We start from the raw sequence: 24,049 nt of genomic DNA on the forward strand, positions 1-24,049 counted from the left end.
CTAGGACCGATTGCGAATGTGCTTGCGTCCAGTGAACATCGCGCGGATCAGATTCTCGCGCTGGAGAATCCCCATCAGCAGCACGCCGAGTATGTGCAGCACGACCAGGATGATGACCGCATCCGACGAATAATGGTGCGTGTCCTCGACCCACCAGACGCCGAAGAACGTGGTGGTGACCGACATCGCACCAGTGATGGTCGACACCGCGAGGGAGACCAGCAACGCCACCAGCATCAAGGTGCCGGCGGGGTTGAGCCCGATATAGCGGCCGGTGATGCCCCGGCGCAGGTTCCAGAGATAGTGTGGCGCAGCGCGCAGCCTGACGCCAACCATGCGGAAGCGCGCATATCGGCTTCCCATGAAGCCCCAGACCAGGCGGAAGGCGAGGAGGCCGATGACCGTATAGCCGACGATACGGTGAAGTCCGTCGTAGGTGGGCGGCGTGAACCAGGCGATCAGAACTGAGATCGCGAGCAGCCAGTGCCACAGGCGTAGCGGGAGGTCCCAGACTGCGACGGTCCGCGAAACCTTAGGGTTCGCGGGGCTCCTGTCGGACGCCCCGCGCATTTGTCGCACTGCTTGTTCCATCAAGCCCGTTTCGCCTTGGCGCTCGCTCGCCGCAGCTTGGGTGCCGCAGTTACCTGGAGCGGTTTACTTGGCGATCGTGTGCTTCAGGCTGAGGTCTTCGGGGCTGTAGAACAGCTCGTAGAGCTTGCCTTCCTTGACGCCGTAGACCTCGTAGCACGAGACTTCGATCTTGGAGCGCCGCACCTCATAGCCAGCCGCCTTGGCCTTGGCTTCGGCTTCGCTGGCCGGCTTCCACGACGCCTTGTCGAGCTTAGTGCAGTTCTTGAAACCGTCGGCCAGGGCCGTCGATCCCATGCCAATCCCGATCGTCAGTGCCATGGCAACAACACGAATGACCTTCACGAACGTCTCCTCCTCTGTCGTGTGCGCTGTGTGCTCAGCGCAAAGCGCAGCCGAAGGAAGCAAAGGCGGGGGTTAAGTCAATCCGCTGTGGGGGCGACAATTTTTAGATTCGTTCTAAGAGGCGATAAGAAATCAGTGCTGCCGGTACGCAGCACAGATTTGGAGCGCGGCTGCAGCGCCTGAGAACCAGCTCCTGCGGATGCTCTCCGCTTGAACCTGCGATGGGCGCCCCCGATTTTCTATGCTAGAGGCAAGTCGATTGCCGGAGACCCCAATGAACGCGCCTACCGAACGTCCCGAAGCCAGCGTCGATCCCAAGCTGCTGGAGATTCTGGTCTGCCCGCTGACCAAAGGCCCGCTGGAGTTCGATTCCGCAAAGCAGGAGCTGATCTCGCGTAGCGCCAAGCTCGCTTATCCGATCCGCGACGGCATTCCGATCATGCTGCCGGAAGAGGCCCGCAAGATCGATTGATTCTGGCGAATAGGGAGCGGCGAATAGCGAATGGACAACACTCGCCATTCGCCACTCTCCACTCGCTCCTACAACGCCTCGCCCTTCAGCAGCCGCGGCACCTCGCCGGTCAATCCAGCCGCCTGGCGGATGAAGAGGTTCTTCAGCGGCGGGGCCCGGTCGACGAGGCCGAGGCCGATGTCGCGCACCGTGCGCAGCAGCGTCGATTCGTTGGAGAACAGGAAGTTCAGCGAGTTGGTGGCAACGCCCATCGCCATGGTGTCAAACCGGCGCCAGCGCTGGTAGCGTTCGAGCACGTCGGCGCCACCGAGATCCATGCCGAGCCGCGCGGCATCGACGACGACCTCGGCCAATGCGGCGACATCCTTCAGCCCCATGTTGAGACCCTGGCCCGCAATGGGGTGGATGACATGGGCGGAATCGCCGACCAGCGCGAGGCGCTCGGCAATGAACGAGCGTGCGACGAAATAGGACAGGGGAAACGCGCGCGGCTTGTCGAGCGCCCTGACCTCGCCGAGATGCAGGCCGAAGCGCCGCTCCAGCTCGCCGTGAAATTCCGCCTCGCTCAGCGCGATGATGCGCGTGGCCTCAGCTCGGTGCTCCGTCCACACCAGCGAAGAGCGCTTGCCCGAGAGCGGCAGGATCGCAAAGGGACCTGCGGGCAGAAAATGCTCTTCGGCGCGGCCCTCGTGATCGCGCTCGTGACCGACGGTGACGACGATGCCGGACTGGTCATATTCCCAGCCATGGGTGACAATGCCGGCACGTTCGCGCAGCTTCGACCTCGCGCCATCGGCAGCAACCAACAAGCTCGCGGCCACCACGCTGCCGTCGCCGAGCGTGACGTCGATGCCCTCGGGACGCGCGTCGTAGGACGACACGATGGTGGCGCGAAGATCGATGCCCTCGGCCTCCGCGCGCGCGACCAGCGCATCGATCAGGCGGCGGTTCTCGACCATATGCGCGAAGGGCTCACCCGGCGCGACATCGCCGGCAAAATTCAGGAACACCGGGCGCGTGGCGTCCTCCAGCCTGGAATCGGTGACGACCATGTCGAGGATCGGCTGCGTCTCGCCCCTGACGTCGTCCCAGGCGCCGATCGCCTCGAATAGGCGACGGCAGGCGGCCACGATCGCGGTGGCACGCGGGTCGCGGCTCGGACGCGTGCTGAGCGCGGGATCGGCGACGATGACGGGAATCTCGGGTCCGAGCCCCTGGCGCAGCGCGAGCGCCAGCGCCAGCCCCGCAAACGCGCCGCCACCGATGACAATGCTACCCTGTACCGACATACCCGACTTCCCGGCCAACGCTTCGCCTTTTCTTGGTCTTGCTAGCAGACTTGAGGTGGGCGAAACAGTGCGGTGAAACAAGGGCGGAACGGTTTCGTTCCGTCATGCGAAAGCACCATCATGTCCAAAAGCCTGATCGACCTCATTGCGATCCTCGACCTCGAGCAGCTCGAGGTGAACCTGTTCCGCGGCAACAGCCCGAAGACGAGCTGGCAGCGGGTCTTTGGCGGCCAGGTGATCGGGCAGGCGATGGTTGCGGCTTGCCGCACCGTCGAGGGCCGGCTGCCGCATTCGCTGCATTGCTATTTCATCCTGCCGGGCGACCCGCAGATCCCGATCATCTACCAGGTTGAGCGCCTGCGCGACGGCAAGAGCTATTCGACCCGTCGGGTCACCGCGATCCAGCACGGCAACGCGATCTTCTCGATCATGGTGTCGTTCCACACCGAGGAAGAGAGCGCGTTCGACCATCAGGACAAGATGCCCGACGTGCCGCCGCCGGAAAAGCTCACCGCGGAGGAGGTGGCGAAGCAGCCGATGTTCAAGGAGATGCCGGAGTTCATCCGCCGCTACTATGAATCAGACCGTCCGATCGAATTGCGCCCGGTCGAGCTCGGCCGTTATTTCGGGCAGAAGATCGACGACGGCCGCATCCATGTCTGGATCAAGACTGCGGCGACGCTGCCGGACGATCCGGCGCTGCACATGTGCGCGCTCGCCTACGCCTCGGACTTCTCGCTGCTGGATGCGATCATGGCGCGCTATGGCCGCACGCTGTTCGACAAGCGCATGATGCCGGCGAGCCTCGATCACGCGATGTGGTTTCACCGCCCGTTCCGCGCCGACGAATGGCTGCTCTATGCGCAGGATTCGCCGAGCGCACGCGGCGGCCGCGGCCTGACCCGCGGCTCGATCTTCAAGCCGGACGGCACCCTGGTCGCCTCCGTCGCGCAGGAAGGATCCGTGCGCGAGCGGAGGTCTTAGGCGCGTCCTGACGCGCTGCGCTCGATTAGGCCGAACTGCGACGTGGTCCATGCGAAGTACCAGCGCAGCAGCCACGGGATCGGAATGATCAGCAGACATCCCAGGCCGAAGGCCACGGTTCGCCACAGCAGCTGAAGGCCCGTGCCGACGAAGATCATCTCGCGTCGCGTGCCGCCGATGTTTCGGCAAATCCAGCGCATCCATGCGGCCATGACCCAGGCCCAGCCGATGATCGTGAACATGGAGACGAACATCAGCAGCTGCCAACCAATGAAGGCCCAGACGCTGCCATTGAACGCCATCGGAATCGGCTGACCATTCGAGCTGAGATTGGCGATCACCCAGCGCATGATCATCCAGGACAGGGCGGCCTGGAGCGGAATCGTCGCGAGCTGGAAGATATCGTCGATGAAACCCGCGTAGCCCGTCAGTCCCATTCCGACGAAGACGTACCAGATGTCGCCGGCCTGACCGGTGAAGGTGATGTTCGGCCGCTGAGGAACGTGAATGCGCGGGAAGAGCCAGCGATAGTAGCCTGTCGCCATCCAGGGCGCCGGGATCACCAGCAAATTGCCGATCACCAGCAGAATGCACCATCCCAGGAACGACCATAGCGGCAGGTCCACCGATAGCGGGCCTCCGCTGTAGCCGCTGCCATCGGACAGCAGGGACGGCGGCGCGGCGCCGCCGGCTATGAGTCCTGGCACCTCGCCGGCCTTCTGCCAGCCTGCCATCCCTTCCGTCCAGACCAGCGTATCGGCGCGCACCGTTGTCCTGGCGATCAGCTCACGGAATTGCGCCTCCGGAAACGGACCTTTCTGCTGGCCTTCGGATGCGTAGAACCAGATCCGATTCGCCATCTTGTTCGCTCGCGACCCGAGGTCAGCGGCCCGTCACATGGCCGCCTGCGACCCGCGCGGCGCGAGCTCGGTCTGCGACGCGAACCAGTTCATGATCCAGCGATACACCCATGGGATCGGGATGATGAGCGTGCACAGGATCGCAGCCACGATGCCGCGCCAGAGGATGTCGAGGCCGCTACCCCTGAACACGATCTCGCGCCGCGTGCCTTCGATGTTGCGGCAGAACCAGCGCATCTGCGCCGCGGCAACCCAGGCCCAACCAATGATGGTGATGATCGAGATCGCGAACAGCAGATTCCAGCCGATATAGGCCCACACCGAACCCGTGAAGCTCAGGCCAAGCGGCTGATCGTTGGAGGCGAGGTTCGCAATCATCCATTTGATCAGGAGCCAGTAGAGAACGATCTGCACGATGAAAAGCAGATTGCTCAGGATCTCGCTGCCGACAAAGCCGAGCGCGATCGCGAGGACGATGAAGCCGAAAAACCAGGGCACCAGCGTCATCGCGCTGCCGGTGAAGCTGAGATTGGGGCGCCCGGGGACCTTGAAGCAGGGCACGATCCATTTGGTGTACCAGACGAACAGCCATGGCACCGGGATGATGAAGCACGAGCCGATGATGAGGACGAGCGTGCGCCAGGTGAATTCGAGAATGCTGAAATCGACCGAGAGCGATCCGCCGCTTCCGGCCGCAGCATAACCGCCGGCGTTGCTATAACCACTTCCGCCCATCATCGGCGGGCCGCCCGCCGGAATCACCGGCGGCGCGCCGCCGCCGATCAGACCGGGGATTTCGGCGGCCTTTTGCCAGCCGGCCATGCCCTCGGTCCAGACCAGGGTATCCGGACGCACGACGCCTTGGGCGACGAGATCGCGAAATTGTCCCTCCGGAAAGGGCCCCTGCTGCTTGCCCTCGGATGCGTAGAACCAACTCGCCATGTAGCGCCCCCCTCAACATACTTTTGTACCGGCCGGGATGCCTGGGTTCACCGCATCCATGCCAAAAATGCATTGTGAAGGATGAACAGCTGCCCTGTACAGAGGCGGCCGTTCACATGGCCTCCCTTGGCCAAACGTTTTTCCGCTTCAATCTGCAAGTTTTTTGTGCCATTTGCCCGGAATGATGCCAGATTGACGCTGCGTCGGGGACATACGGCGCGGCGCATCCCGGGGAATAGGTCTGACCATGAAACTCGTCGTCGCGATCATCAAACCCTTCAAGCTCGATGAGGTCCGGCAAGCCCTGACGGCGATCGGCATCCACGGCATGACGGTGACCGAGGTGAAGGGCTATGGCCGTCAGAAGGGCCACACCGAGATCTATCGCGGCGCCGAATATGTCGTGAACTTCCTGCCGAAGCTGCGCATCGAGATCGCGGTCGCCTCCGACATCGCCGACAAGGCGGTCAGCGTGATCACCGCGACCGCGCGCACCGGCCAGATCGGCGACGGCAAGATCTTCGTCACGCCGATCGACCACGCACTGCGCATCCGCACCGGCGAGACCGACAGCGACGCGCTCTAAAAATACTTTCTTCGATCGCACCGGGCAACGACGCCACAGCGTGCGACGTAACTAACGTGCTGGGGGAAATGAGATGGCGGGATGTTTGCGCCGCGCAGCTGCCATGGCTGCGCCGATCGGATTTGCGTCGCTCATTGCTGCGCCGGCGCACGCCGCAGGCTCCGAGATCAACACCGCCGATACCGCCTGGATGATCGTCGCCACCGCGCTGGTGCTGATGATGACGATCCCGGGACTTGCGCTGTTCTACTCCGGCATGGTGCGCAAGAAGAACGTGCTGGCGACCATGGCGCAGAGCCTCGCCGCGGTGACGCTGATCTCGATCCTCTGGGTCGCGTTCGGCTATTCGCTGTGCTTCGTCGGCGACGGCCCCTGGATCGGCACGCTCGACCGCTGGTTCCTCGCCGGCATGACCATGGACAGCGTCAACCCGGCGGCCAAGACGATCCCCGAAGCGCTGTTCATGCTGTACCAGATGACGTTTGCGGTCATCACCGTGGCGCTGGTCGCGGGCGCGGTTGCCGACCGCATGCGGTTCTCAGCCTATCTCCTGTTCTCCGTCGGCTGGTTCATCTTCGTCTACATTCCGCTGGCGCATTGGGTGTGGGGCGGCGGCTTCCTCGCCAGCATGGGGGTCCTGGATTTCGCCGGCGGTCTCGTGGTGCATCTGTCGGCCGGCACCGCCGGCCTCGTCGCGGCCAAGGTGATGGGTAGCCGCCACGGCTACGGCAGCGAAAATCTCTCGCCGTTCGATCTATCGCTCGCGGTAATGGGCACCGGCCTGTTGTGGGTCGGCTGGTTCGGCTTCAACGGAGGCTCGGCCGGCGCGGCCAATTCGCGTGCGGTAATGGCGATCATCGCGACCCATCTCGCCGCCTGCGCCGGTGCGCTGACCTGGGCCGCGATCGAATGGTCGACGCGGCGCAAGCCCTCGGTGCTCGGCATGATCTCCGGCGCGGTCGCCGGCCTCGGCACCATCACACCGGCCTCCGGCTTCGTGGCGCCCTGGCACGGCATCGTCATCGGCATCATCGCCGGCGCGGTCTGCTATTGGGCCTGCACCTGGCTGAAGCACCGTTTCAAATATGACGATTCGCTCGACGTGTTCGGCGTCCACGGCATCGGCGGGCTGACCGGCACCCTGCTCGCCGGCGTGTTCGCCACCAGCGCGATTGGCGGCACCGCCGGCCTGATCGAGGGGCATCCGCAGCAGCTGCTGATCCAGCTCTATGGGATCGCCGTCACCTTCGTCTGGGCCGCAGGGGTGAGCTTCATTCTGCTGAAGCTGGTCGGCCTGTTCGTGCCTCTGCGCGTATCGCGTGAGCACGAGCTGGAAGGGTTGGATATTTCGCAGCATGGCGAAGCGCTGCAATAGGGCTAGCGCTACTTAATTACCTCCGGATTGCCCGACACATGAGCAACATTGTGTCGGCAGCCTGTCGTGCCTGCGTTTTGATCAGGCGTGACCATGTTTTGAGCGCGACGTATTAGCGCACTGCAGCGCAACACCCGTCAAACGCGAAAACACCCGTTTTCATAGTCCGTTAGGCAACACGCCCGATCTGGCACGGCATTTGATTCTACGGGTCCCGGCTGTGCCCGCGTAGTGAACTTCTCCCTCGTGGCGAACCAGTCGAGAACGCCCGGCCACGTCCGGACCGGGCCCAAGCGGGGATAGGACCCATGAAAATTGTTATGGCGATCATTAAGCCATTCAAGCTGGAAGAAGTCCGTGACGCCCTGACCGCCATCGGCGTTCACGGTCTCACGGTGACGGAAGTCAAGGGATATGGCCGCCAGAAGGGCCATACGGAAATCTACCGCGGCGCCGAATATGCCGTGAGCTTCCTGCCCAAGATCAAGATCGAAGTCGCTGTCGCCACCGACCAGGTCGACAAGACCATCGACGCCATCACGTCTGCCGCGAAGACCGGCCAGATTGGCGACGGCAAGATCTTCGTCATCAACCTCGACCATGCGGTGCGCATCCGCACCGGCGAGGCCGACGCCGCGGCCCTTTGATTTCGCGCTCAACCTTTATCCAATCAGGAGTGAATACAATGACGTTCAAGCGTCCCTATGGCGCGGGACTGGCGGCTCTCGCAGTCGGCCTGTTCGCTGCGACCGCAGCCTATGCCGAGCCAACGGTGAACAAGGGAGACAACGCCTGGATGATGACATCGACAGTGCTGGTGCTGTTGATGACGATCCCAGGCCTCGCGCTGTTCTACGGCGGTCTCGTTCGTTCCAAGAACATGCTCTCGGTCCTGATGCAGGTGTTCTACACCGTCTGCGTCGTCTGCGTGATCTGGGCCGTGTACGGCTACAGCCTCACCTTCACCGGCGGCTCCGACTTCATCGGCGGCTTCTCCAAGGCCTTCATGATGGGCGTCACCACCGACACGAAGGCCGCGACCTTCTCGGTCGACGCCAACATCTCGGAGCTGATCTATGTCTGCTTCCAGATGACCTTCGCGGCGATCACGCCCGCGCTCATCGTCGGCGCCTTCGCCGAACGCATGAAGTTCGCGGCGATCGCGCTGTTCGTTCCGCTCTGGGTCACGCTGGTCTATTTCCCGATCGCGCACATGGTCTGGTACTGGCAGGGTCCGGACCTGATCCAGGATGCGGCCAAGGCGCTCGCTGCTGCGACTGACGCGGCGGCAAAGACCGCGGCGCAGGCCAAGCTCGACGAGCTCAATGCCGACGCCGGCTGGATCTTCAAGATGGGCGCGATCGATTTCGCTGGCGGCACCGTGGTGCACATCAACGCCGGCATCGCGGGCCTCGTCGGCGCTCTCCTGATCGGCAAGCGCGTCGGCTACGGCAAGGAGCTGATGGCCCCGCACTCGCTGACCATGTCGATGATCGGCGCTTCGCTGCTCTGGGTCGGCTGGTTCGGCTTCAACGCCGGCTCCAACCTGGAGGCCAGCGGCGGCGCTGCGCTCGCCATGACCAACTCCTTCGTCGCCACCGCAGCCGCCGCGCTGTCGTGGATGTTCGCGGAGTGGATCATCAAGGGCCATCCGTCGGTGCTCGGCGTCATCTCCGGCGCTGTCGCGGGCCTCGTGGCCGTCACGCCTGCCGCCGGCTTCTCCGGCGTGATGGGTGCGATCGTCCTCGGCCTCGTCGTCGGCGTGGTCTGCCTGTTCTTCTGCACCGTCGTGAAGAACGCGCTCGGCTACGATGACTCCCTCGACGTGTTCGGCGTGCACTGCGTCGGCGGCATCGTCGGCGCCATCGGCACCGGCATTCTCGTCAACCCCGCCCTCGGCGGCGCCGGCATCGTCGACTACACCGCGATCCCGCCGAAGGTCGCCGACTACGACTTCGCCGTGCAGATGCTGGCCCAGATCAAGGCTGTCGCTACCACGCTGGTGTGGTCGGGCATCGGTTCGGCGATCCTCTACAAGGTCGCCGATGTGATCGTTGGTCTGCGTACCAATGTCGAGAGCGAGCGTGAAGGTCTCGACATCACCGAGCACACCGAGCGCGCCTACAACATGTAACCTCTCCTCCCGGCCGCGGTGTCTTCGGAGACCGCGTCCAGAACTACGGTTCGGGCACATACCCGGCAATGCCCCGACCGTTGAGGGGCTCCAGCGCAAGCTGGAGCCCCTTTCTTTTTGGCGCGCCGCATCGTCGCAGCGGCTGGGCCTGCATCAAGCCCAAATTGCATTGTCCCGAGACTGGTGAATATCATGCTCCCGTCCGGAGCACGGTTTCATGCGCCTGTTGCGTTACGTGACCTTGTGTTTGCTGTCGCTCGCCTTGTCTGCCCTCGACGCCAAGGCTGACAAGCGCGTCGCGCTGGTCATCGGCAACGGTGCCTACCGGAACGTTCCCACCCTCGCCAATCCGACCAATGATGCGGCCGACGTCGGCGCGGCCCTGAAGCGATCGGGATTCGAACCTCTGGTCGTGACCGATCTCGATCAGGCCGCCATGCAGGAAACCGTTCTTCGTTTTGCGCGCGCGGCTCGCGGCGCCGACGTGGCTCTGTTCTATTACAGCGGACACGCGCTTCAATTCGCAGGCGTCAACTATCTGGTGCCCATCGATGCTGTCGTGCGCGACGAGGTCGATCTGCGGCGCCTGGTGCGCGCCGACGAGATCCTGGCGGATCTGCAACAGGCCAAGAACCTGCGCATCCTCGTGCTCGACGCCTGCCGCGACAATCCATTTGCTGACGAGCTTCGGCGCAACATCGGACAGGGCCGCGGCGTGGCCGTCGGCCGCGGGCTGGCCAAGATGGAGAGCCCGGAAGGCACCATCATCTCCTATGCGACCCAGGCCGGTCGCACAGCCGACGACGGCAACGGCCGCAACAGTCCCTATACCGGTGGGTTCCTTGAGCACATCGGCGATAGGGACAACATCAACACGGTGTTCCAGACGATCGGCGCCGACGTCTATCAGCGCACCAGGGGATCACAGGTCCCGGAGCTGTCACTGTCGTTCTTCGGCGAGTTTTACCTCAATGGCAAAGCTGAAACCGCAGCGCTGACACCATCGTCACCCCGGACTAACCCTTGTACAGAGGCCGCCGACCATTGGCGCGGCGCGGACGCGCTCGGCACCGTCGCGGCATTCAGGGATCATCTGCTTCGCTTCCCGTCCTGTGCCTTCGCAGACCTCGCGAAATACCGCATCGAGCTGCTGTCGAGACCCATCGAAAGCGCGAAGCGCCCGACGACTTTCGACGGGGCCTGGATCGTCAACGAAAGTTGCGAAAGCAAGCCGCCTTTTCCGGAAGCGCATCGCCGATATGTGTTTCGCATCAAGGACGGAGTGTTGCACACCGTATTGGGGGACGCGGGCAAGCCCGGCTCTGTGATCTATGACGGCAAGATCGAACCGGACGGCAGCAGTACCATCTCCGTCAACGGTATCATTGGCGACAAGGATCCGCTGAACCGCACTCGCGGATCGTCCTATCAGTACAAGATCGTGATCGAACTGAAGGATTCCAAAGGGGCAGGGGTCAGCACTGAAACCTCTTGGCCGTGTCGCTACGACTTTTCGAAGGTATCAGCGCCGAGCGCAGAAGCCGATCGGAGGCAGCCCGATCCGAAGCGCGCCGCAAAGCGCAATGACAATGCGGCTGCTGCACCTTCCGATCGGCGCGAGGGCGGACAGGCTGCGCCGGGCGGCAACGTGATGAGTTGTTCCATCATGCGCAGAAATTGCGCGGTGGCTTGCGTCAGCTTTGGCGGTCATCCGAATTGCGGCTCAACATTTTGCGTGCAAAAGGAAGCGGAATGCATGAGCAATGGGTGCTGGAGAAGTCGAGCTTTCAACGGCTGCGGCCTCGCCAAGCGATAGGAGCACGGCAAAGCTGTCCGAAAAGTCGGCGCCATGGACGAGCCGCCCCAGTTCCAGCCACAGATGGCGATCTACGCCTGTGACACTTAGGAGTTCCATGCGATCCCGCGGCCATGAAGACATTTCCCGCTCTGGACGGGCCGGGCGGTCGATGGTTAATCGCGTCTTAACCTCGCCCTATCTATGGTGAACTGAACCGCTTCCCGCCGGTGCCTTCGCGCGACCGGCTGTTCCGAGAGTGCTGGCGCCCAGAATGGTCATGACCGCTTCATCCCGTGCGCCGCAAGCCAGTGGAAGCTCCAACAACGCGCGCTCGCCTTTCGTCCGGCTGAACGAGCTGCTGGCGCCGCATCAGCCCGGCAAGCCATTGATTTCGCTTGCGGTCGGCGAACCGCAGCATCCCGTGCCCGATTTCGTCGGCCCCGTGCTGGCCAAGCACATCGCCGATTTCGGCCGTTACCCGATGAACCAGGGCACCGACCCGTTCCGCCAGGCCGCGAGCGCCTGGCTGTCATCGCGCTTCAGCCTGCCGCGGCCGCTCGACCCCAAGAGCGAAATTCTCGTTCTCAATGGCAGCCGCGAGGGGCTGTTCCTCGCCGCGATCGCGGCCGCGCGCTATGTCGGTCCGCGCCCCGGCAAGCCCGCAATCCTGATGCCGAACCCGTTCTATCCGGTCTATGGCGCCGGTGCCCTCGCCGCAGCCTGCGAGCCGGTCTATCTGCCGACCACCGTCGAGAACGGCTTCCTGCCCGATCTCGACGCCATCGACGAGGCGACGCTGGCGCGCACCGTGGCGTTCTATCTGGCCTCGCCGGCCAATCCGCAGGGGTCGGTCGCCTCGCGCGACTACTTCACGCGCCTGAAGAGCCTCGCCGATCGCTACGGCTTCATGATCCTCAGCGACGAATGCTATTCGGAGATCTACACCCGCGAAGCACCGGGCAGTGCCCTCGAATGTGCGGGGGCGGATTTCACCCGCGTGGCCGCGTTCCAATCGTTGTCGAAGCGCTCGAACCTTCCGGGCCTGCGCGTCGGCTTCGCCGCCGGCGACAAGACGTTCATCGGCATGTTCCTGGAGCTGCGCAACATCGCAGCGCCGCAGGTGCCGGTGCCGCTCCAGCATGTCGCGACCTTCGCCTATGGCGATGAGGCGCATGTCGAGGAGAATCGCAGGCTCTACCGGATCAAGTTCGATCTCGCCGACCAGATCATCGGCAACCGCTACGGCTATCGCCGTCCCGACGCCGGCTTCTGCGTCTGGCTCAACACGTCCGAGATCGGCGACGACGTCTCGGTGACCTTGAAGCTCTTCAAGGAAGCCGGCGTGCGCGTGGTGCCCGGCAGCTTCCTGGCACGGCAGCAGCCTGACGGATTCAATCCCGGCGCGGGCTACATTCGCCTCGCGCTGGTGCAGGATAGCGAGACCACGGCGCAGGCGCTGCACCGGCTGGTCGAGACTCTGGGTTAGGCGGGGCCCATGAGCATGTCGGCAATCGAACGTGTCATTCCACTGGTCGGCCATCTGCCGCCCTCGATCCGCGAGGGACTGGCGCGCCGGATGCGCGAACTCACCGGGCTCGGTCTGATCGGGCTGTCGGGCGTCGCCACGGCGGGGCTGATGACCTGGTCGGTGCAGGATCCCAGCCTCAGCCACGCCACCTCGCGGCCGATCCGCAACATCCTCGGTTACGCCGGCGCGATCGGCGCCGACCTTGCGATGCAGATCCTCGGGCTCGGCGCGATCATGCTGGTCCTGACCGTCGCAGTCTGGGGCTGGCGCATGATGACGCATCGCCCGTTCGATCGCGAAGCGCTGCGGCTGGGCTCCTGGATTCTCTGCACGGTGATCGCGGCGGGCTTCGTCAGCTGCTTTCAGCATGGCGGCGCCTGGCCGTTGCCGACCGGCCTCGGCGGCGTGGTCGGCGATGCCCTGGTGCGCGCGCCTGCCGTCATCTTCGGGCCAGCCGGCACGATCTATCGCATCGTGCTCGGCACGATCCTGTTCGCCGCGATGGCTGCGACCTTCCTGATCGCCTGCGGTCTCGGCGCACGCGAGCACGATGAAGAACTCGCGGCCATCGAGGACGACGACAAGCCGCTCGACGAAGACGAGGAGGGCGATCGTGGTTCGGTGTCGCTGGGCTGGCTGTTCCATGCGCTGATGAGCACCAAGGCGCGGCTGGGTTGGCTGCTTGGCGCCGCCTACCGCTCGCTGGTCTCGAGCGGCCCCAAGACCAAGGCCGCCGCATTCAGCCGCCAGGAGCCGAATCTCGGCAGCGGCCGCACCGCGCCTCCGATCTCGCCGCAAGCGGAAGACGAGGACTACGAAGACGAGCACGAGGAAGAAGAGGCCGAGGAGCAAGAGGAAGAGGAGGAGCCGGCCGCGCGCGCGCCGCGCAAGAAGGCTGCGCCGAAAACTCCTGCCAAGAAATCCTCCGACAAGTTCGATCTTCCCTCCGTGTCGATGCTGGCCGCGCCGAAGGCCGGCGACCGCCAGCCGCTCAGCAAGGCCGAGCTGGAGACCAATTCGCGTTCGCTCGAGGGCGTGCTGCAGGATTTCGGCGTGCGCGGCGAGATCGTCAAAGCCAATCCGGGTCCGGTGGTCACGCTGTACGAGCTGGAGCCGGCGCCCGGCATCAAGTCCTCGCGCGTGATCGGACTTGCCGACGACATCGCCCGCTCGATGAGCGCGCTGTCGGCGCGCGTCGCGGTCGTGCCCGGCCGCAACGCGATCGGCATCGAATTGCCGAACGCGCATCGCGAGAAGGTTTATCTGCGCGAACTGCTGGTGGCGAAGGAAGCGACCGACACCGTCGCCAAGCTGCCGCTCTGCCTCGGCAAGACCATCGGCGGCGACCCCGTCATCATCGATCTCGCCCGCACGCCGCATATGCTGATCGCCGGTACAACCGGCTCGGGCAAATCGGTCGCCATCAACACCATGATCCTCAGCCTCGTCTACAGGCTGCGGCCGGATCAGTGCCGGCTGATCATGGTCGATCCAAAGATGCTCGAACTCTCCGTCTATGACGGCATTCCCCATCTGCTCACGCCCGTCGTGACCGATCCGAAGAAAGCGGTGGTCGCGCTGAAATGGGCCGTGCGCGAGATGGAAGAGCGCTACAAGAACATGGCCAAGCTCGGCGTACGCAACATCGACGGCTACAACACGCGCCTGCTGGAACTGAAAGCCAAGGGCGAGGAGCCGACGCGCACGGTGCATACCGGCTTTGACAAGGAGACTGGCAAGGCCATCTACGAGGAAGAGAAGCTCTCGCTAGATCCGCTGCCCTATATCGTCATCATCGTCGACGAAATGGCCGACCTGATGATGGTCGCCGGCAAGGACATCGAAGGCGCGGTGCAGCGCCTCGCGCAGATGGCGCGTGCCGCCGGCCTGCACGTGATCCTGGCGACGCAGCGCCCGTCGGTCGACGTCATCACCGGCACCATCAAGGCCAATTTCCCGACCCGCATCGCCTTCCAGGTGACGTCGAAGATCGACAGCCGCACCATCCTCGGCGAAATGGGCGCCGAACAGCTGCTCGGCCAGGGCGACATGCTCTACATGGCGGGCGGCGGCCGTATCAGCCGCGTGCACGGACCGTTCGCCTCCGACGAGGAGGTCGAGAAGGTGGTGCGCCACCTGAAGACGCAGGGGCAGCCGGAATATCTCGAAGCGGTCACCGCCGAAGAGCCGACCGAGGACGAGGATGGCGCGGTGTTCGACGCGACCGGCATGGGCGCCGACGGCGGCGGCGATCTGTTCGCGCAGGCCGTCGCGATCGTCAAACGCGACCGCAAGGCCTCGACCAGCTACATCCAGCGCCGCCTGCAGATCGGCTATAACCGCGCCGCATCGCTGATGGAGCGCATGGAACTGGAGGGCATCGTCGGCCCCGCCAACCACGCCGGCAAGCGCGAGATTCTGGTCGAAGAAGAAGACAGCCATATGTGAGGCAGGGGGCCTCCAAACATTATTTCACGCAGAATCGATATCTGCTTTTGCCCGAAATCACGCTAAAAGACGCCAGCCCCGTTAGGAAGACGCGTTGATCAGACAACCGGACATTCGATTCGCTGCCACCATCGCTGCGCGAAGCACGCGCGTGGCCGGCGTACTTCTCGTCACCGCCGCGATAGTGACCACTGCGTCGCTGGCGCAGAACGTGCCCGTGCCGAAGCCTGCGCCGAAGGGCCGCGAAGGCGGTCCGGCTCCCGGCGGGCCCACGATCACGGGCGCGACGCAGGCGCCGCCCAATCCAATCATTCCGGATCCGCGCCGCAACGTGCCGAGCAGCATTTTCCAGACCTTCGATGCCAACCAGAAGGCGCAGGCGGCCAAGGTCAGCGCCTATCTGTCGTCGCTGCAGACGCTGGTCGGGAACTTCGTTCAGGTCGGCCCCGACGGCAGCAAGACGCAGGGCGACTTCTACATCCAGAAGCCGGGCAAAGTGCGCTTCGAATACAACGCGCCGAGTCCGATCGACATTGTCGCCGACGGTTCGTCACTCGTGGTGCGCGACCGCAAGCTCGCGACCCAGGACGTCTATCCGCTTTCACAGACGCCGCTGCGCTTCCTGCTGTCCGACCGCATCGACCTGATGAAGGACACCAATGTCGTCAACGTCTCGGCCGACGACGTCTTCATCAGCGTCACCATCGAGGAGAAGCAGGCGCTGGTCGGCACCAGCCGTCTTCTCCTGATGTTCGGCGCCAAGGACGGCCAGCTGAAGCAATGGACCGTCACCGACCCGCAGGGCTACGACACCACGATCGCGGTCTACAATCTGGATTCGAGCAAGAAGCTCGATCCCAGCATGTTCAAGATCGATTTCACCAATTACGGCCCATCGCCGGGTTGAGCTCTCGTGTCCCGGACAAGCGCAGCGAAGCGGAGCGCAGAGCCGGGATCCAGAATGCCGCAACATGGGCCCCGGCTCTGCAGCGCGTCACTTCGTGCCGCGCAGCGTCCGGGGCACGCAACCGGTAACACCGCTCGCGCGCAAGCCTGAAAAGATGGTGGGCACTGTGCTCTGCGCCTTTGCCCGCCCTAATAGAGATTGCTAATACGCATTTCCCATGCGTTTTTCCCTGACAACCTGGAACATCAATTCGGTGCGGCTGCGCATCGATCTGGTCGCGAAATTCCTCAAGAGCGCGCGGCCGGACGTGCTGTGTCTGCAGGAAACCAAGTGCATCGACGACGCCTTTCCGCTGAAGCGCTTCAAGCGGCTCGGCTATGAGCATGTCGCGCTGAACGGGCAGAAGGGCTATCACGGCGTCGCCATCGTCTCGAAGATTCCGTTCGAATCGAAGGACATCCGAACCTTCTGCGACAAGGTGGATTCGCGCCATATCTCGGTGTCGTTTGGCGAGAAGGCGCAGATCGCAAAGCCGCTGGTGCTGCATAATTTCTACGTGCCGGCCGGCGGCGACATTCCCGATCCTGCGCTGAACGAGAAATTCGACCACAAGCTTCGCTTCCTCGACGAGATGAAAGCGTGCGAGCCGCTGCATCCGCGCGGTGATGACAGGCACATCCTGGTCGGCGACCTCAATGTCGCGCCGCACGAGAACGACGTGTGGTCGCACAAGCAGCTCTTGAAGGTGGTCTCGCACACGCCTGTCGAGACCGAGAAGCTGCAGGCCGCGCTCGAGGCCGGCGAATGGATCGATGTCGCACGCGACCGCATCCCGATGTCGGAGAAGGTTTATACGTGGTGGAGCTACCGCTCCGCCGACTGGACCGTCGGCGATCGCGGCCGCAGGCTCGACCACATCTGGGTCTCGCGCGCGCTGAAGGACGCGGTTCAGGATTTCAAGATTTTGCGCGATGCGCGGAGCTGGGAGCGGCCGTCGGACCATGTGCCTGTGACGGTGACATTGGACGTCTAATCTCGGAAAGTTCGTAGCCCGGATGGAGCGCAGCGAAATCCGGGACAATCTTTCCGTAGGCGCGATTCCCGGATTGCGCTTCGCTCCATCCGGGCTACCGGCTACGACCGCTCACGACGTCAGCTTCGCACCGGCCATCAAGATATCGCTGGCGAGCTGGCTGGAGCGCACCGCGAATTCGTCGCGCAGGCGCACCGCGGCGGCGGGATCGCTTTCGAGCACGCGCTGGAACAGGCTGCGTGCGACGCGGATGACGGAGGCGTGCTCCAGCGCGACCGCGCTTGAGGGCCGCTTCATCGGCACCACCAGCGCGAGCTCGCCGATCAGCGCGCCGGGACCGGCGATCATCTCCGCGCCGGCACCGTCCTCGACCCGGAAGGCGCCACGCTGGACCACGAAGCCGGCATCGGCATCGTCGCCGAGATTGAACAGAACATCGCCCCGGACGAAGTTGCGCTGCTCGGAGCCGATCGCCAGCATGCGCAACGAGGCGTCTCCCAACAGGCGCAATGTCGGGACACGCTCGAGAAGCGCTACATCATCGTCGATTGACATTCAGGTCCGAGGCTCGAGGGCACGCGATCTAAAACGATTCGCACGCCCTTCAAGCGTATCACGGCACCAGCTTGTAGCCACCGGCTTCCGTGACCAGGATTTCCGGGTTGGCGGCGTCCTTCTCGATCTTCTGGCGAAGGCGGTAGATGTGGGTTTCCAGCGTGTGGGTGGTGACACCGGAATTATAGCCCCAGACCTCCTGCAGCAGGGTCTCGCGCGAGACCGGCATCTGGCCGGCCCGGTAGAGGAAGCGGAGGATGGCGGTCTCCTTCTCGGTGAGGCGGACCTTGCGGGCATTCGCCGCCGTCAGCATCTTCGAGCCCGGGCGGAAGGAGTAGGGGCCGACCGAAAACACCGCGTCCTCGCTGGCCTCGTGCTGGCGCAGCTGGGCGCGGATGCGGGCGAGCAGCACGGCGAAGCGGAAGGGTTTTGCCACATAGTCGTTGGCGCCGGATTCCAGCCCCAAAATCGTGTCGGAATCGGTGTCGTGGCCGGTGAGCATGATGATCGGGGCCTTGAAGCCGCCCTTGCGCAGCGAGCGAACCACTTCGCGGCCATCGGTGTCGGGCAGGCCGACATCCATCAGAACAAGATCGGGGGCATTGGCCTTTGCGGCGCTCGCGCCCTTGGCGCCGGTATCGACGGCGGAGGCTTCAAATTCTTCGTGCAGCGATAATTGCTCCACCAACGTGTCGCGCAGATCGGTATCGTCATCCACGATCAGGATCTTGCGGGCATTGGCCATAGGGGATCATCCTTTTGGGTCCGGCTCGGCGCGCAACCATGCCGCACCCAGCCGCGAGGGGAAGTTCAGGGGTCGCCGTTATTATTGTTGTTCGTGTTGAAGTAGTGGGCTGTTACCGATTCACAAGCCAGAACCACTCTAACCCAAAATAGCAGGGCGTTTTGATGAATGTCCTGTAATGAATTCGACATCGCACGTTCACATGAAAAACAAAGCCGTGTCAGCTAGTTACGCCAAGAAGCAGAGTGCCAGGCCGCTGTCCGCGATCCGCGTTAAGCCTGCTGCCGGTAATCCGCGCCGGGGCTGGCTGACGGCCGGACCACTGGTCATACCGGTGGCGCTGGGGCGGGGAGGCATTCTCGCCAACAAGCGTGAGGGTGATGGCGGCACGCCGCGCGGCAGCTTTCGTCCCCGGCGCTTGTGGTGGCGGGGCGACCGGCATAGCCGCCCGCAGACGTTCCTGCCGGCCCGGATCATCACCGCCGCAGACGCCTGGTGCGAGGACCCCAAGGACCGCCATTACAATCAGGGCATCCGGCTCGCTGAAGGGCAGGGCGGTGACCGGCTCAAGCGGGCCGACCATCTCTACGATTTCATCATCGAGATCGACCACAACACCCGGCCGCGGATCGCCGGACGCGGCAGTGCGGTGTTCCTGCATCTGGCCCGCGACAATTTCAGCCCGACCGCTGGCTGCGTCTCCATGACCAAATCTGCGATGCTGCAATTGCTGCGACGACTGGGACCACGAACAAGAATCATCATCGGGTGAGGACGCATGCTCGACAAGGATCAGATCGCCGCCGCTTCACAAACCCTGGTGAGGCATTGGCGCGACGGCACCAAGCTCGACGCGCTGGACGCGCAATTGCGGCCGAACAGCCGCGCTGAGGGCTACGCGACACAGGCTGCTCTCGAGACCAACTCGCCTGGAAAACTATTCGGCTGGAAGATCGCGGCGACGAGCGAGGCCGGGCAGAAGCACATCAATGTCGCGGGACCGCTGGCCGGTCGCATCATGAGCGACACCGTGATTGCCGATGGCAGCACTGCGTCGATGAAGGGCAATGAGATGCGCGTCGGCGAGCCGGAATTCGCCTTCCGCATGGGGCGCGACCTGCCGCCGCGCGCGGCGCCATACGCTGCCGACGAAGTGCTCGCCGCCGTTGCGACCCTGCATCCCGCGATCGAGATCCCCGACTCGCGCTTTGTCGATTTCGTCAGTGCCGGCGAGGCGCAGCTGATCGCCGACAATGCCTGTGCCCATCTGTTCGTGCTGGGTGCGGCGGCGACTGCGGATTGGCGCGCGCTGGATCTCGTCGAGGAACGGCCGCAGATCACGCTGCGCGGCGAGCGCTATGTCGGTCACGGCAAAAACGTGCTCGGCGATCCCCGCGCGGCGCTGGCCTGGCTTGCCAACGAACTTCGCGGCCTCGGACTCACTTTAAGGGCAGGGGAGGTGGTGACGACAGGCACATGCCATCCGCCGCTGCCGATTCAGGCCGGCGATCATCTTGCCGCGGATTTCGGCACGCTGGGGAAGGTCTCGGTGGGATTTGTGTAGGCCCGATTTGCTCCGCCGTCATTGCGAGGAGCCCTTGGCGACGAAGCAATCCAGAATCCCTCGCGGAAAGATTCTGGATTGCTTCGCTTCGCTCGCAATGACGAAATCGATGGCGCTTGCCAGGCGCGTTCCTCGCTAACGGCAATCACCGATGCCCGAAGATCGCGCTGCCCACGCGGACATGGGTGGCGCCCAGCATGATCGCGGTGGCGAAATCTGCGCTCATGCCCATCGAGAGATTCTTCAGTCCGTTGCGCGCCGCGATCTTGGCGGTGAGCGCGAAATGCGCAGCCGGCGGTTCGTCCACCGGCGGGATGCACATCAGGCCGGAGATCGTCAGCCCATAGGTGTCGCGGCAGGCCGCGAGGAAGGCATCGGCCTCGCCGGGTGCGACGCCGGCCTTCTGCGGCTCCTCGCCAGTGTTGATCTGGACGAAGAGTTGCGGGTGCTTGTTCTGGGATTCGATTTCCTTGGCTAACGCCTGGCAAATGCTCGGGCGGTCGACCGAATGGATGGCGTCGAACAGCGCGACCGCCTCTTTCGCCTTGTTGGATTGCAGCGGCCCGATCAGATGCAGCGCGATATCGGGGTAGACAGACGTTAACGCCGGCCACTTGCCTTTGGCCTCCTGCACCCGATTCTCGCCGAATACACGCTGTCCGGCCTCGATCACGGGGGTAATCGCATCCGCGGCAAAGGTCTTGGACACCGCGATCAGCGTCACGGAGGCGCGATCGCGCTGCGCATCCTTGCAGGCGCGTGCAATCTCGGCCTCGACGGCAGCAAGGGCGTTTGGTGAATGGCCGGTTACCGGCGCGGCATTGGCGTCTGTCATGGCATCGATCGGCTGTGGTCGTACCGAGGTAGGTCCAATTTTACCGAGTTCAAGCAAGAGTTTTTGAACCCTTCGCTTTACCTTGGCTGATTGGGGTGGGTAGCGAAGATGGCAAGCGTCAGTCTCAACCGCAAACGGGCGAAACTCAAGCAGGTTCTCGGAATCCGGGCGCGGCTTGCGTTACTCGCGGTGATTCTGGTGGCTCCCTTGATGCTCGAGCGGATTCGCTCGTTCGAAGACACACGCGCGCGGCAGATCGCGCAGGCCGCGGCCGAATTCACCACCGTCGCGAGGCACAGCGCCGATGCGCAGCGCCAAGTGATCTCGTCGGTCGAGACCATCTTGAAGTCGGAGGCCTTCATCCGGGCGTCCGCCGGCGGCATCAGCAAGAGCTGCGACGTGCTGCGCGCGAGCCTGCCGTCGAGCCTGCCCTGGATCCGTACGCTTCTGATCGCCGGTCAGGACGGACGCATCCAGTGCGCCACCAACAACATGTATGTCGGTCTCGACCTCAGCGATCGGCCATACTTCCTGCAAGCGCAGCAGACCGGCCGCTTCGTGCTGAGCGACTTCATCCTGTCCCGGCCCGCGTCGACGCCGACCGTCATGGCGGTCTACCCGGTGTCGGCCTTCAGCGGTGTTCCCGATGCCGTCGTGCTCGCCACCGTCAATCTCGACTGGATGTCGAAGGTCATGAGCAATCTCGGCGGTCGCGTCGGCATCACGGCCGTGCTGGTCGACAGCGCCGGCACCGTGCTGGCTGCACCCGCCGACCAGCACAGCGCGGTCGGCCGCCCGCTCGACAACATGCCGCTGATGTCGGCCATCGCCGATCGCGCCCTGCGCTCGGACCAGGACGAAGGCTCGCTGTCGTTTCTTGCCGCCGACGGCTCGCGCCGCGCAGTGAGCTACATTCGTATCGCCGGCACCAACGCGCGCCTGATTGCCAGCATCGACGAGGACAAGGTGTCCGCTGCGGTCAACCGCGACATCCGCACCGCCTATCTCCAGCTCGCCTTCGTCGTCGTATTCGTCCTGCTCGGCGCGCTGATCGCCGCCGAGAAGCTGGTGATCAAGCCGATCGAGATGCTGGCCGACATGGCCAAGCGTCTTGGCGAAGGCGATCTGTCGGCGCGCGCGGCGCGCAGCCGACTGCCTGGCGAGTTCGTGCCGCTGGCCCGCGCCTTCAATGCGATGGCCGCGCAGCTCAGCCAGCGCGAGCGCGAGCTGATCGCGAGCAACGACCGCCTCACGGTGATGGCCTCCATCGACATGCTGTCGGGTCTAGCCAACCGTCGCGGCTTCCAGAGCCGGCTCGATTTCGAATGGATGCGCGCGCAGCAATATGGCAGCGACCTCGCGCTGCTGATGATCGACGTCGACCACTTCAAGCTCTTCAACGACACCTATGGCCATCTCGAAGGCGATTCCTGCCTGACCCGGCTCGGCGAATCGCTGTCCGGCATCGCCGCCGACACGATGGGTTTTGCCGCACGCTATGGCGGCGAGGAATTCTGCCTGCTCTTGCCGAACACGGACGTGAACCGCGCTGTCGAGATCGGCGAACTGGTGCGTGCGGCCGTGTTGAAATTGTGCCTTCCGCACATCACCTCGAACCACATGATCGTCACGGTCTCGATCGGCGTTGCCGCAGCCAAGCCCAACGAGGCCTTGCGTCCCGGCGATCTCATCGAAGCCGCCGACGCCGCGCTCTACGCCGCGAAACACCGCGGCCGCAACAACGTGGTCGAGCATGGCGTGCAGGCGATCGAGACCGGCGCGACGGAAATGATGCTGGCGGCAGGCTGAGCAAGCGCATCAAAAGATCCGCCGGAGGGGAATTCGCTAGCCGGCAGCTCCCGCACGATCGAGCTCAATCTCCGTCACCACGCGATTACGGCCGCCGCCCTTGGCGAGATAGAGCGCGCGGTCGCAGCGCTCGATGAGATCGGTGACCGCTTCACCCTGCCGGTACTGCGCGACGCCGATCGACACGCTGATATTGGGCAGGGTCTCGCCGGTCGAGCGGCGGGTGATCCTGGCGTCGGCGATCGCACGCCTGATCCGCTCGGCGATCTCGGCAGCGGCGGCAAGGTCGGCGTCCGGCAGCACCGCCATGAGCTCCTCGCCGCCATAGCGGGCCGGCAGATCCTGCGCGCGGACCTTTTCGCGCAACACTTTTGCCATCAACCGCAACACCTGGTCGCCGACGCCGTGGCCGAAATTGTCGTTGAAGAACTTGAAGTGGTCGATGTCGAGCAGGAGCACGCTGAGCGGCTCGCCCCATTCGGCGGTCGCGTGGGCCTTGCGCAGGAATTCATCGAGCGCCCGCCGGTTTGCAAGGCCCGTCAGCGTATCGGTCCGGGCGCGCTCCTCGGACTTGGAGAGCGAGTCGCGGATCACGTCGAGCTCGCGGGTCTTTTCCGCAAAGCCTGCCTCGAGCCGCGTCGTCCTGGTGGCAGCCCGCGCCAGCTCGTTCATGAGCTGGGCGACCAGCGCCTTCGGATCGACGCCGGCCTTGCCTTGGTCGGCGACTTCGCTGATCGCCTGCATCTGGGAGCGATTGTCGGCAATCGCGGTCGCCAGAAACTCCTTTGCCGCACCCATCAGGGTATGCAGCCGCTCGGAGGTATGAACGACGATGGCACTCACCTGGGGCGCGATATAGGTCTCGAACAGGTCCTGATTGGTTCTGGCATCGAAGGGGCGGTTATGGTCGATCAGGAGATCGATCGCATTGCGCAGATCGTCGTGGCCCCCTGCGAAATATTGGTACCAAACCGCGAAGTTGGTCGGGGTCGGCGCGATGCGCTGCTCGGCCATGGCCTGCATCGCCCGTCCGGCGATGGACGCGGCATAGTCGTAATCGGGATCATCGAAGCTGGAATTCATCGTGGTAATGCGGCCTTGTCGGCCGCAAATTGGCATCGACGCCTTAATCACACCCCAACGGCGGCCTCGGTAGTTATGCGGAGGACTCCCGGCTGGTTCCAGAATTGGGGCAACCCATTGACCCCTTGCGGACTTCTATGGCCTAGTCCGCCGTCTTTAGACGGCCGAA

General features: G+C 64.0%; 23 protein-coding genes. 14 read left to right on the forward strand and 9 right to left on the reverse strand.

Features of this window, described 5'->3' with window-relative positions; genetic code table 11:
• Together SE91_RS31655 and SE91_RS31660 are read right to left on the reverse strand one after the other, a co-directional pair.
• Entirely contained in the window at positions 1–570 is a 570-nt protein-coding gene (locus SE91_RS31655; RefSeq protein ID WP_061850445.1) for a cytochrome b/b6 domain-containing protein, read from the reverse strand.
• 84 nt (positions 571–654) lie between these two features.
• Positions 655–933, reverse strand: a complete 279-nt coding sequence (locus SE91_RS31660; RefSeq protein ID WP_061851427.1) for a PepSY domain-containing protein — start codon at positions 931–933, stop codon at positions 655–657.
• A gap of 274 nt (positions 934–1,207) precedes the next feature.
• On the opposite strand from SE91_RS31660, the gene SE91_RS31665 reads away from it, so the two are divergent.
• Entirely contained in the window at positions 1,208–1,405 is a 198-nt protein-coding gene (locus SE91_RS31665; RefSeq protein WP_007598651.1) for a Trm112 family protein, read from the forward strand.
• 68 nt (positions 1,406–1,473) lie between these two features.
• Here the strand turns inward: SE91_RS31665 and SE91_RS31670 are convergent, their stop codons facing one another.
• Complete coding sequence (locus SE91_RS31670; RefSeq protein WP_061850446.1) at positions 1,474–2,694, reverse strand: ubiquinone biosynthesis hydroxylase; 1,221 nt, start codon at positions 2,692–2,694, stop codon at positions 1,474–1,476.
• A gap of 120 nt (positions 2,695–2,814) precedes the next feature.
• Here SE91_RS31670 and tesB point away from each other — a divergent pair, with 120 nt between their 5' ends.
• A complete protein-coding gene (gene tesB / locus SE91_RS31675; protein ID WP_008539513.1) occupies positions 2,815–3,678 on the forward strand; it encodes an acyl-CoA thioesterase II in 864 nt (287 codons plus the stop codon).
• Here the strand turns inward: tesB and SE91_RS31680 are convergent.
• Both SE91_RS31680 and SE91_RS31685 read right to left on the reverse strand, forming a co-directional pair.
• Entirely contained in the window at positions 3,675–4,538 is an 864-nt protein-coding gene (locus SE91_RS31680) for a DUF4339 domain-containing protein (RefSeq protein WP_061850448.1), read from the reverse strand. The genes tesB and SE91_RS31680 overlap by 4 nt on opposite strands.
• A 33-nt stretch (positions 4,539–4,571) precedes the next feature.
• Positions 4,572–5,480 (reverse strand): DUF4339 domain-containing protein, encoded by a 909-nt coding sequence (locus SE91_RS31685; protein WP_061850450.1) that lies wholly within the window; start codon positions 5,478–5,480, stop codon positions 4,572–4,574.
• Positions 5,481–5,727: 247 nt separating this feature from the next.
• On the opposite strand from SE91_RS31685, the gene SE91_RS31690 reads away from it, so the two are divergent.
• From SE91_RS31690 to xth, 9 genes are all read left to right on the forward strand, one after another.
• The gene (locus SE91_RS31690) at positions 5,728–6,066 is read left to right on the forward strand and encodes a P-II family nitrogen regulator (protein ID WP_060734419.1); all 339 of its coding nucleotides are present in this window, start codon (positions 5,728–5,730) and stop codon (positions 6,064–6,066) included.
• Positions 6,067–6,139: 73 nt separating this feature from the next.
• Positions 6,140–7,441 (forward strand): ammonium transporter, encoded by a 1,302-nt coding sequence (locus SE91_RS31695; protein ID WP_061850452.1) that lies wholly within the window; start codon positions 6,140–6,142, stop codon positions 7,439–7,441.
• Between the two features lie 308 nt (positions 7,442–7,749).
• A complete protein-coding gene (locus SE91_RS31700; RefSeq protein ID WP_008539518.1) occupies positions 7,750–8,088 on the forward strand; it encodes a P-II family nitrogen regulator in 339 nt (112 codons plus the stop codon).
• Positions 8,089–8,126: 38 nt separating this feature from the next.
• Complete coding sequence (locus tag SE91_RS31705; protein ID WP_061850453.1) at positions 8,127–9,575, forward strand: ammonium transporter; 1,449 nt, start codon at positions 8,127–8,129, stop codon at positions 9,573–9,575.
• 217 nt (positions 9,576–9,792) lie between these two features.
• Positions 9,793–11,391, forward strand: coding sequence for a caspase family protein (locus SE91_RS31710; RefSeq protein ID WP_061850454.1), 1,599 nt, complete (start codon positions 9,793–9,795; stop codon positions 11,389–11,391).
• A gap of 253 nt (positions 11,392–11,644) precedes the next feature.
• Complete coding sequence (locus tag SE91_RS31715) at positions 11,645–12,859, forward strand: aminotransferase class I/II-fold pyridoxal phosphate-dependent enzyme (RefSeq protein ID WP_061850456.1); 1,215 nt, start codon at positions 11,645–11,647, stop codon at positions 12,857–12,859.
• 9 nt (positions 12,860–12,868) lie between these two features.
• Entirely contained in the window at positions 12,869–15,349 is a 2,481-nt protein-coding gene (locus SE91_RS31720) for a DNA translocase FtsK (protein ID WP_061850457.1), read from the forward strand.
• 151 nt (positions 15,350–15,500) lie between these two features.
• Positions 15,501–16,256, forward strand: coding sequence for an outer membrane lipoprotein carrier protein LolA (locus SE91_RS31725; protein WP_061850459.1), 756 nt, complete (start codon positions 15,501–15,503; stop codon positions 16,254–16,256).
• Positions 16,257–16,473: 217 nt separating this feature from the next.
• Positions 16,474–17,289 (forward strand): exodeoxyribonuclease III, encoded by an 816-nt coding sequence (xth, locus tag SE91_RS31730; RefSeq protein ID WP_061850461.1) that lies wholly within the window; start codon positions 16,474–16,476, stop codon positions 17,287–17,289.
• A gap of 111 nt (positions 17,290–17,400) precedes the next feature.
• Here xth and SE91_RS31735 read toward each other — a convergent pair whose 3' ends face one another.
• A complete protein-coding gene (locus SE91_RS31735) occupies positions 17,401–17,844 on the reverse strand; it encodes a cyclic nucleotide-binding domain-containing protein (protein ID WP_060734414.1) in 444 nt (147 codons plus the stop codon).
• A 58-nt stretch (positions 17,845–17,902) separates the two neighbouring features.
• Entirely contained in the window at positions 17,903–18,589 is a 687-nt protein-coding gene (locus SE91_RS31740; RefSeq protein WP_007598630.1) for a response regulator transcription factor, read from the reverse strand.
• 202 nt (positions 18,590–18,791) lie between these two features.
• Between SE91_RS31740 and SE91_RS31745 the strand changes: the two genes are divergently transcribed.
• Together SE91_RS31745 and SE91_RS31750 are read left to right on the forward strand one after the other, a co-directional pair.
• Positions 18,792–19,361 (forward strand): L,D-transpeptidase family protein, encoded by a 570-nt coding sequence (locus SE91_RS31745; protein ID WP_061850462.1) that lies wholly within the window; start codon positions 18,792–18,794, stop codon positions 19,359–19,361.
• A gap of 6 nt (positions 19,362–19,367) precedes the next feature.
• The gene (locus SE91_RS31750) at positions 19,368–20,153 is read left to right on the forward strand and encodes a 2-keto-4-pentenoate hydratase (RefSeq protein WP_061850463.1); all 786 of its coding nucleotides are present in this window, start codon (positions 19,368–19,370) and stop codon (positions 20,151–20,153) included.
• Positions 20,154–20,298: 145 nt separating this feature from the next.
• Here the strand turns inward: SE91_RS31750 and SE91_RS31755 are convergent, their stop codons facing one another.
• Positions 20,299–20,988 carry a YggS family pyridoxal phosphate-dependent enzyme gene (locus SE91_RS31755; RefSeq protein ID WP_061850464.1) on the reverse strand — a complete coding sequence of 230 codons (690 nt, stop codon included), beginning with the start codon at positions 20,986–20,988 and terminating at the stop codon, positions 20,299–20,301.
• 108 nt (positions 20,989–21,096) lie between these two features.
• On the opposite strand from SE91_RS31755, the gene SE91_RS31760 reads away from it, so the two are divergent.
• Complete coding sequence (locus SE91_RS31760; protein WP_061850465.1) at positions 21,097–22,797, forward strand: diguanylate cyclase domain-containing protein; 1,701 nt, start codon at positions 21,097–21,099, stop codon at positions 22,795–22,797.
• Positions 22,798–22,833: 36 nt separating this feature from the next.
• Here the strand turns inward: SE91_RS31760 and SE91_RS31765 are convergent, their stop codons facing one another.
• Positions 22,834–23,880 (reverse strand): GGDEF domain-containing protein, encoded by a 1,047-nt coding sequence (locus tag SE91_RS31765; protein ID WP_008539579.1) that lies wholly within the window; start codon positions 23,878–23,880, stop codon positions 22,834–22,836.
• Between the last annotated feature and the right edge of the window lie 169 nt (positions 23,881–24,049).

Origin of the sequence: Bradyrhizobium sp. DOA1 (assembly GCF_001593325.1) — a bacterium.
Taxonomy (GTDB): domain Bacteria; phylum Pseudomonadota; class Alphaproteobacteria; order Rhizobiales; family Xanthobacteraceae; genus Bradyrhizobium.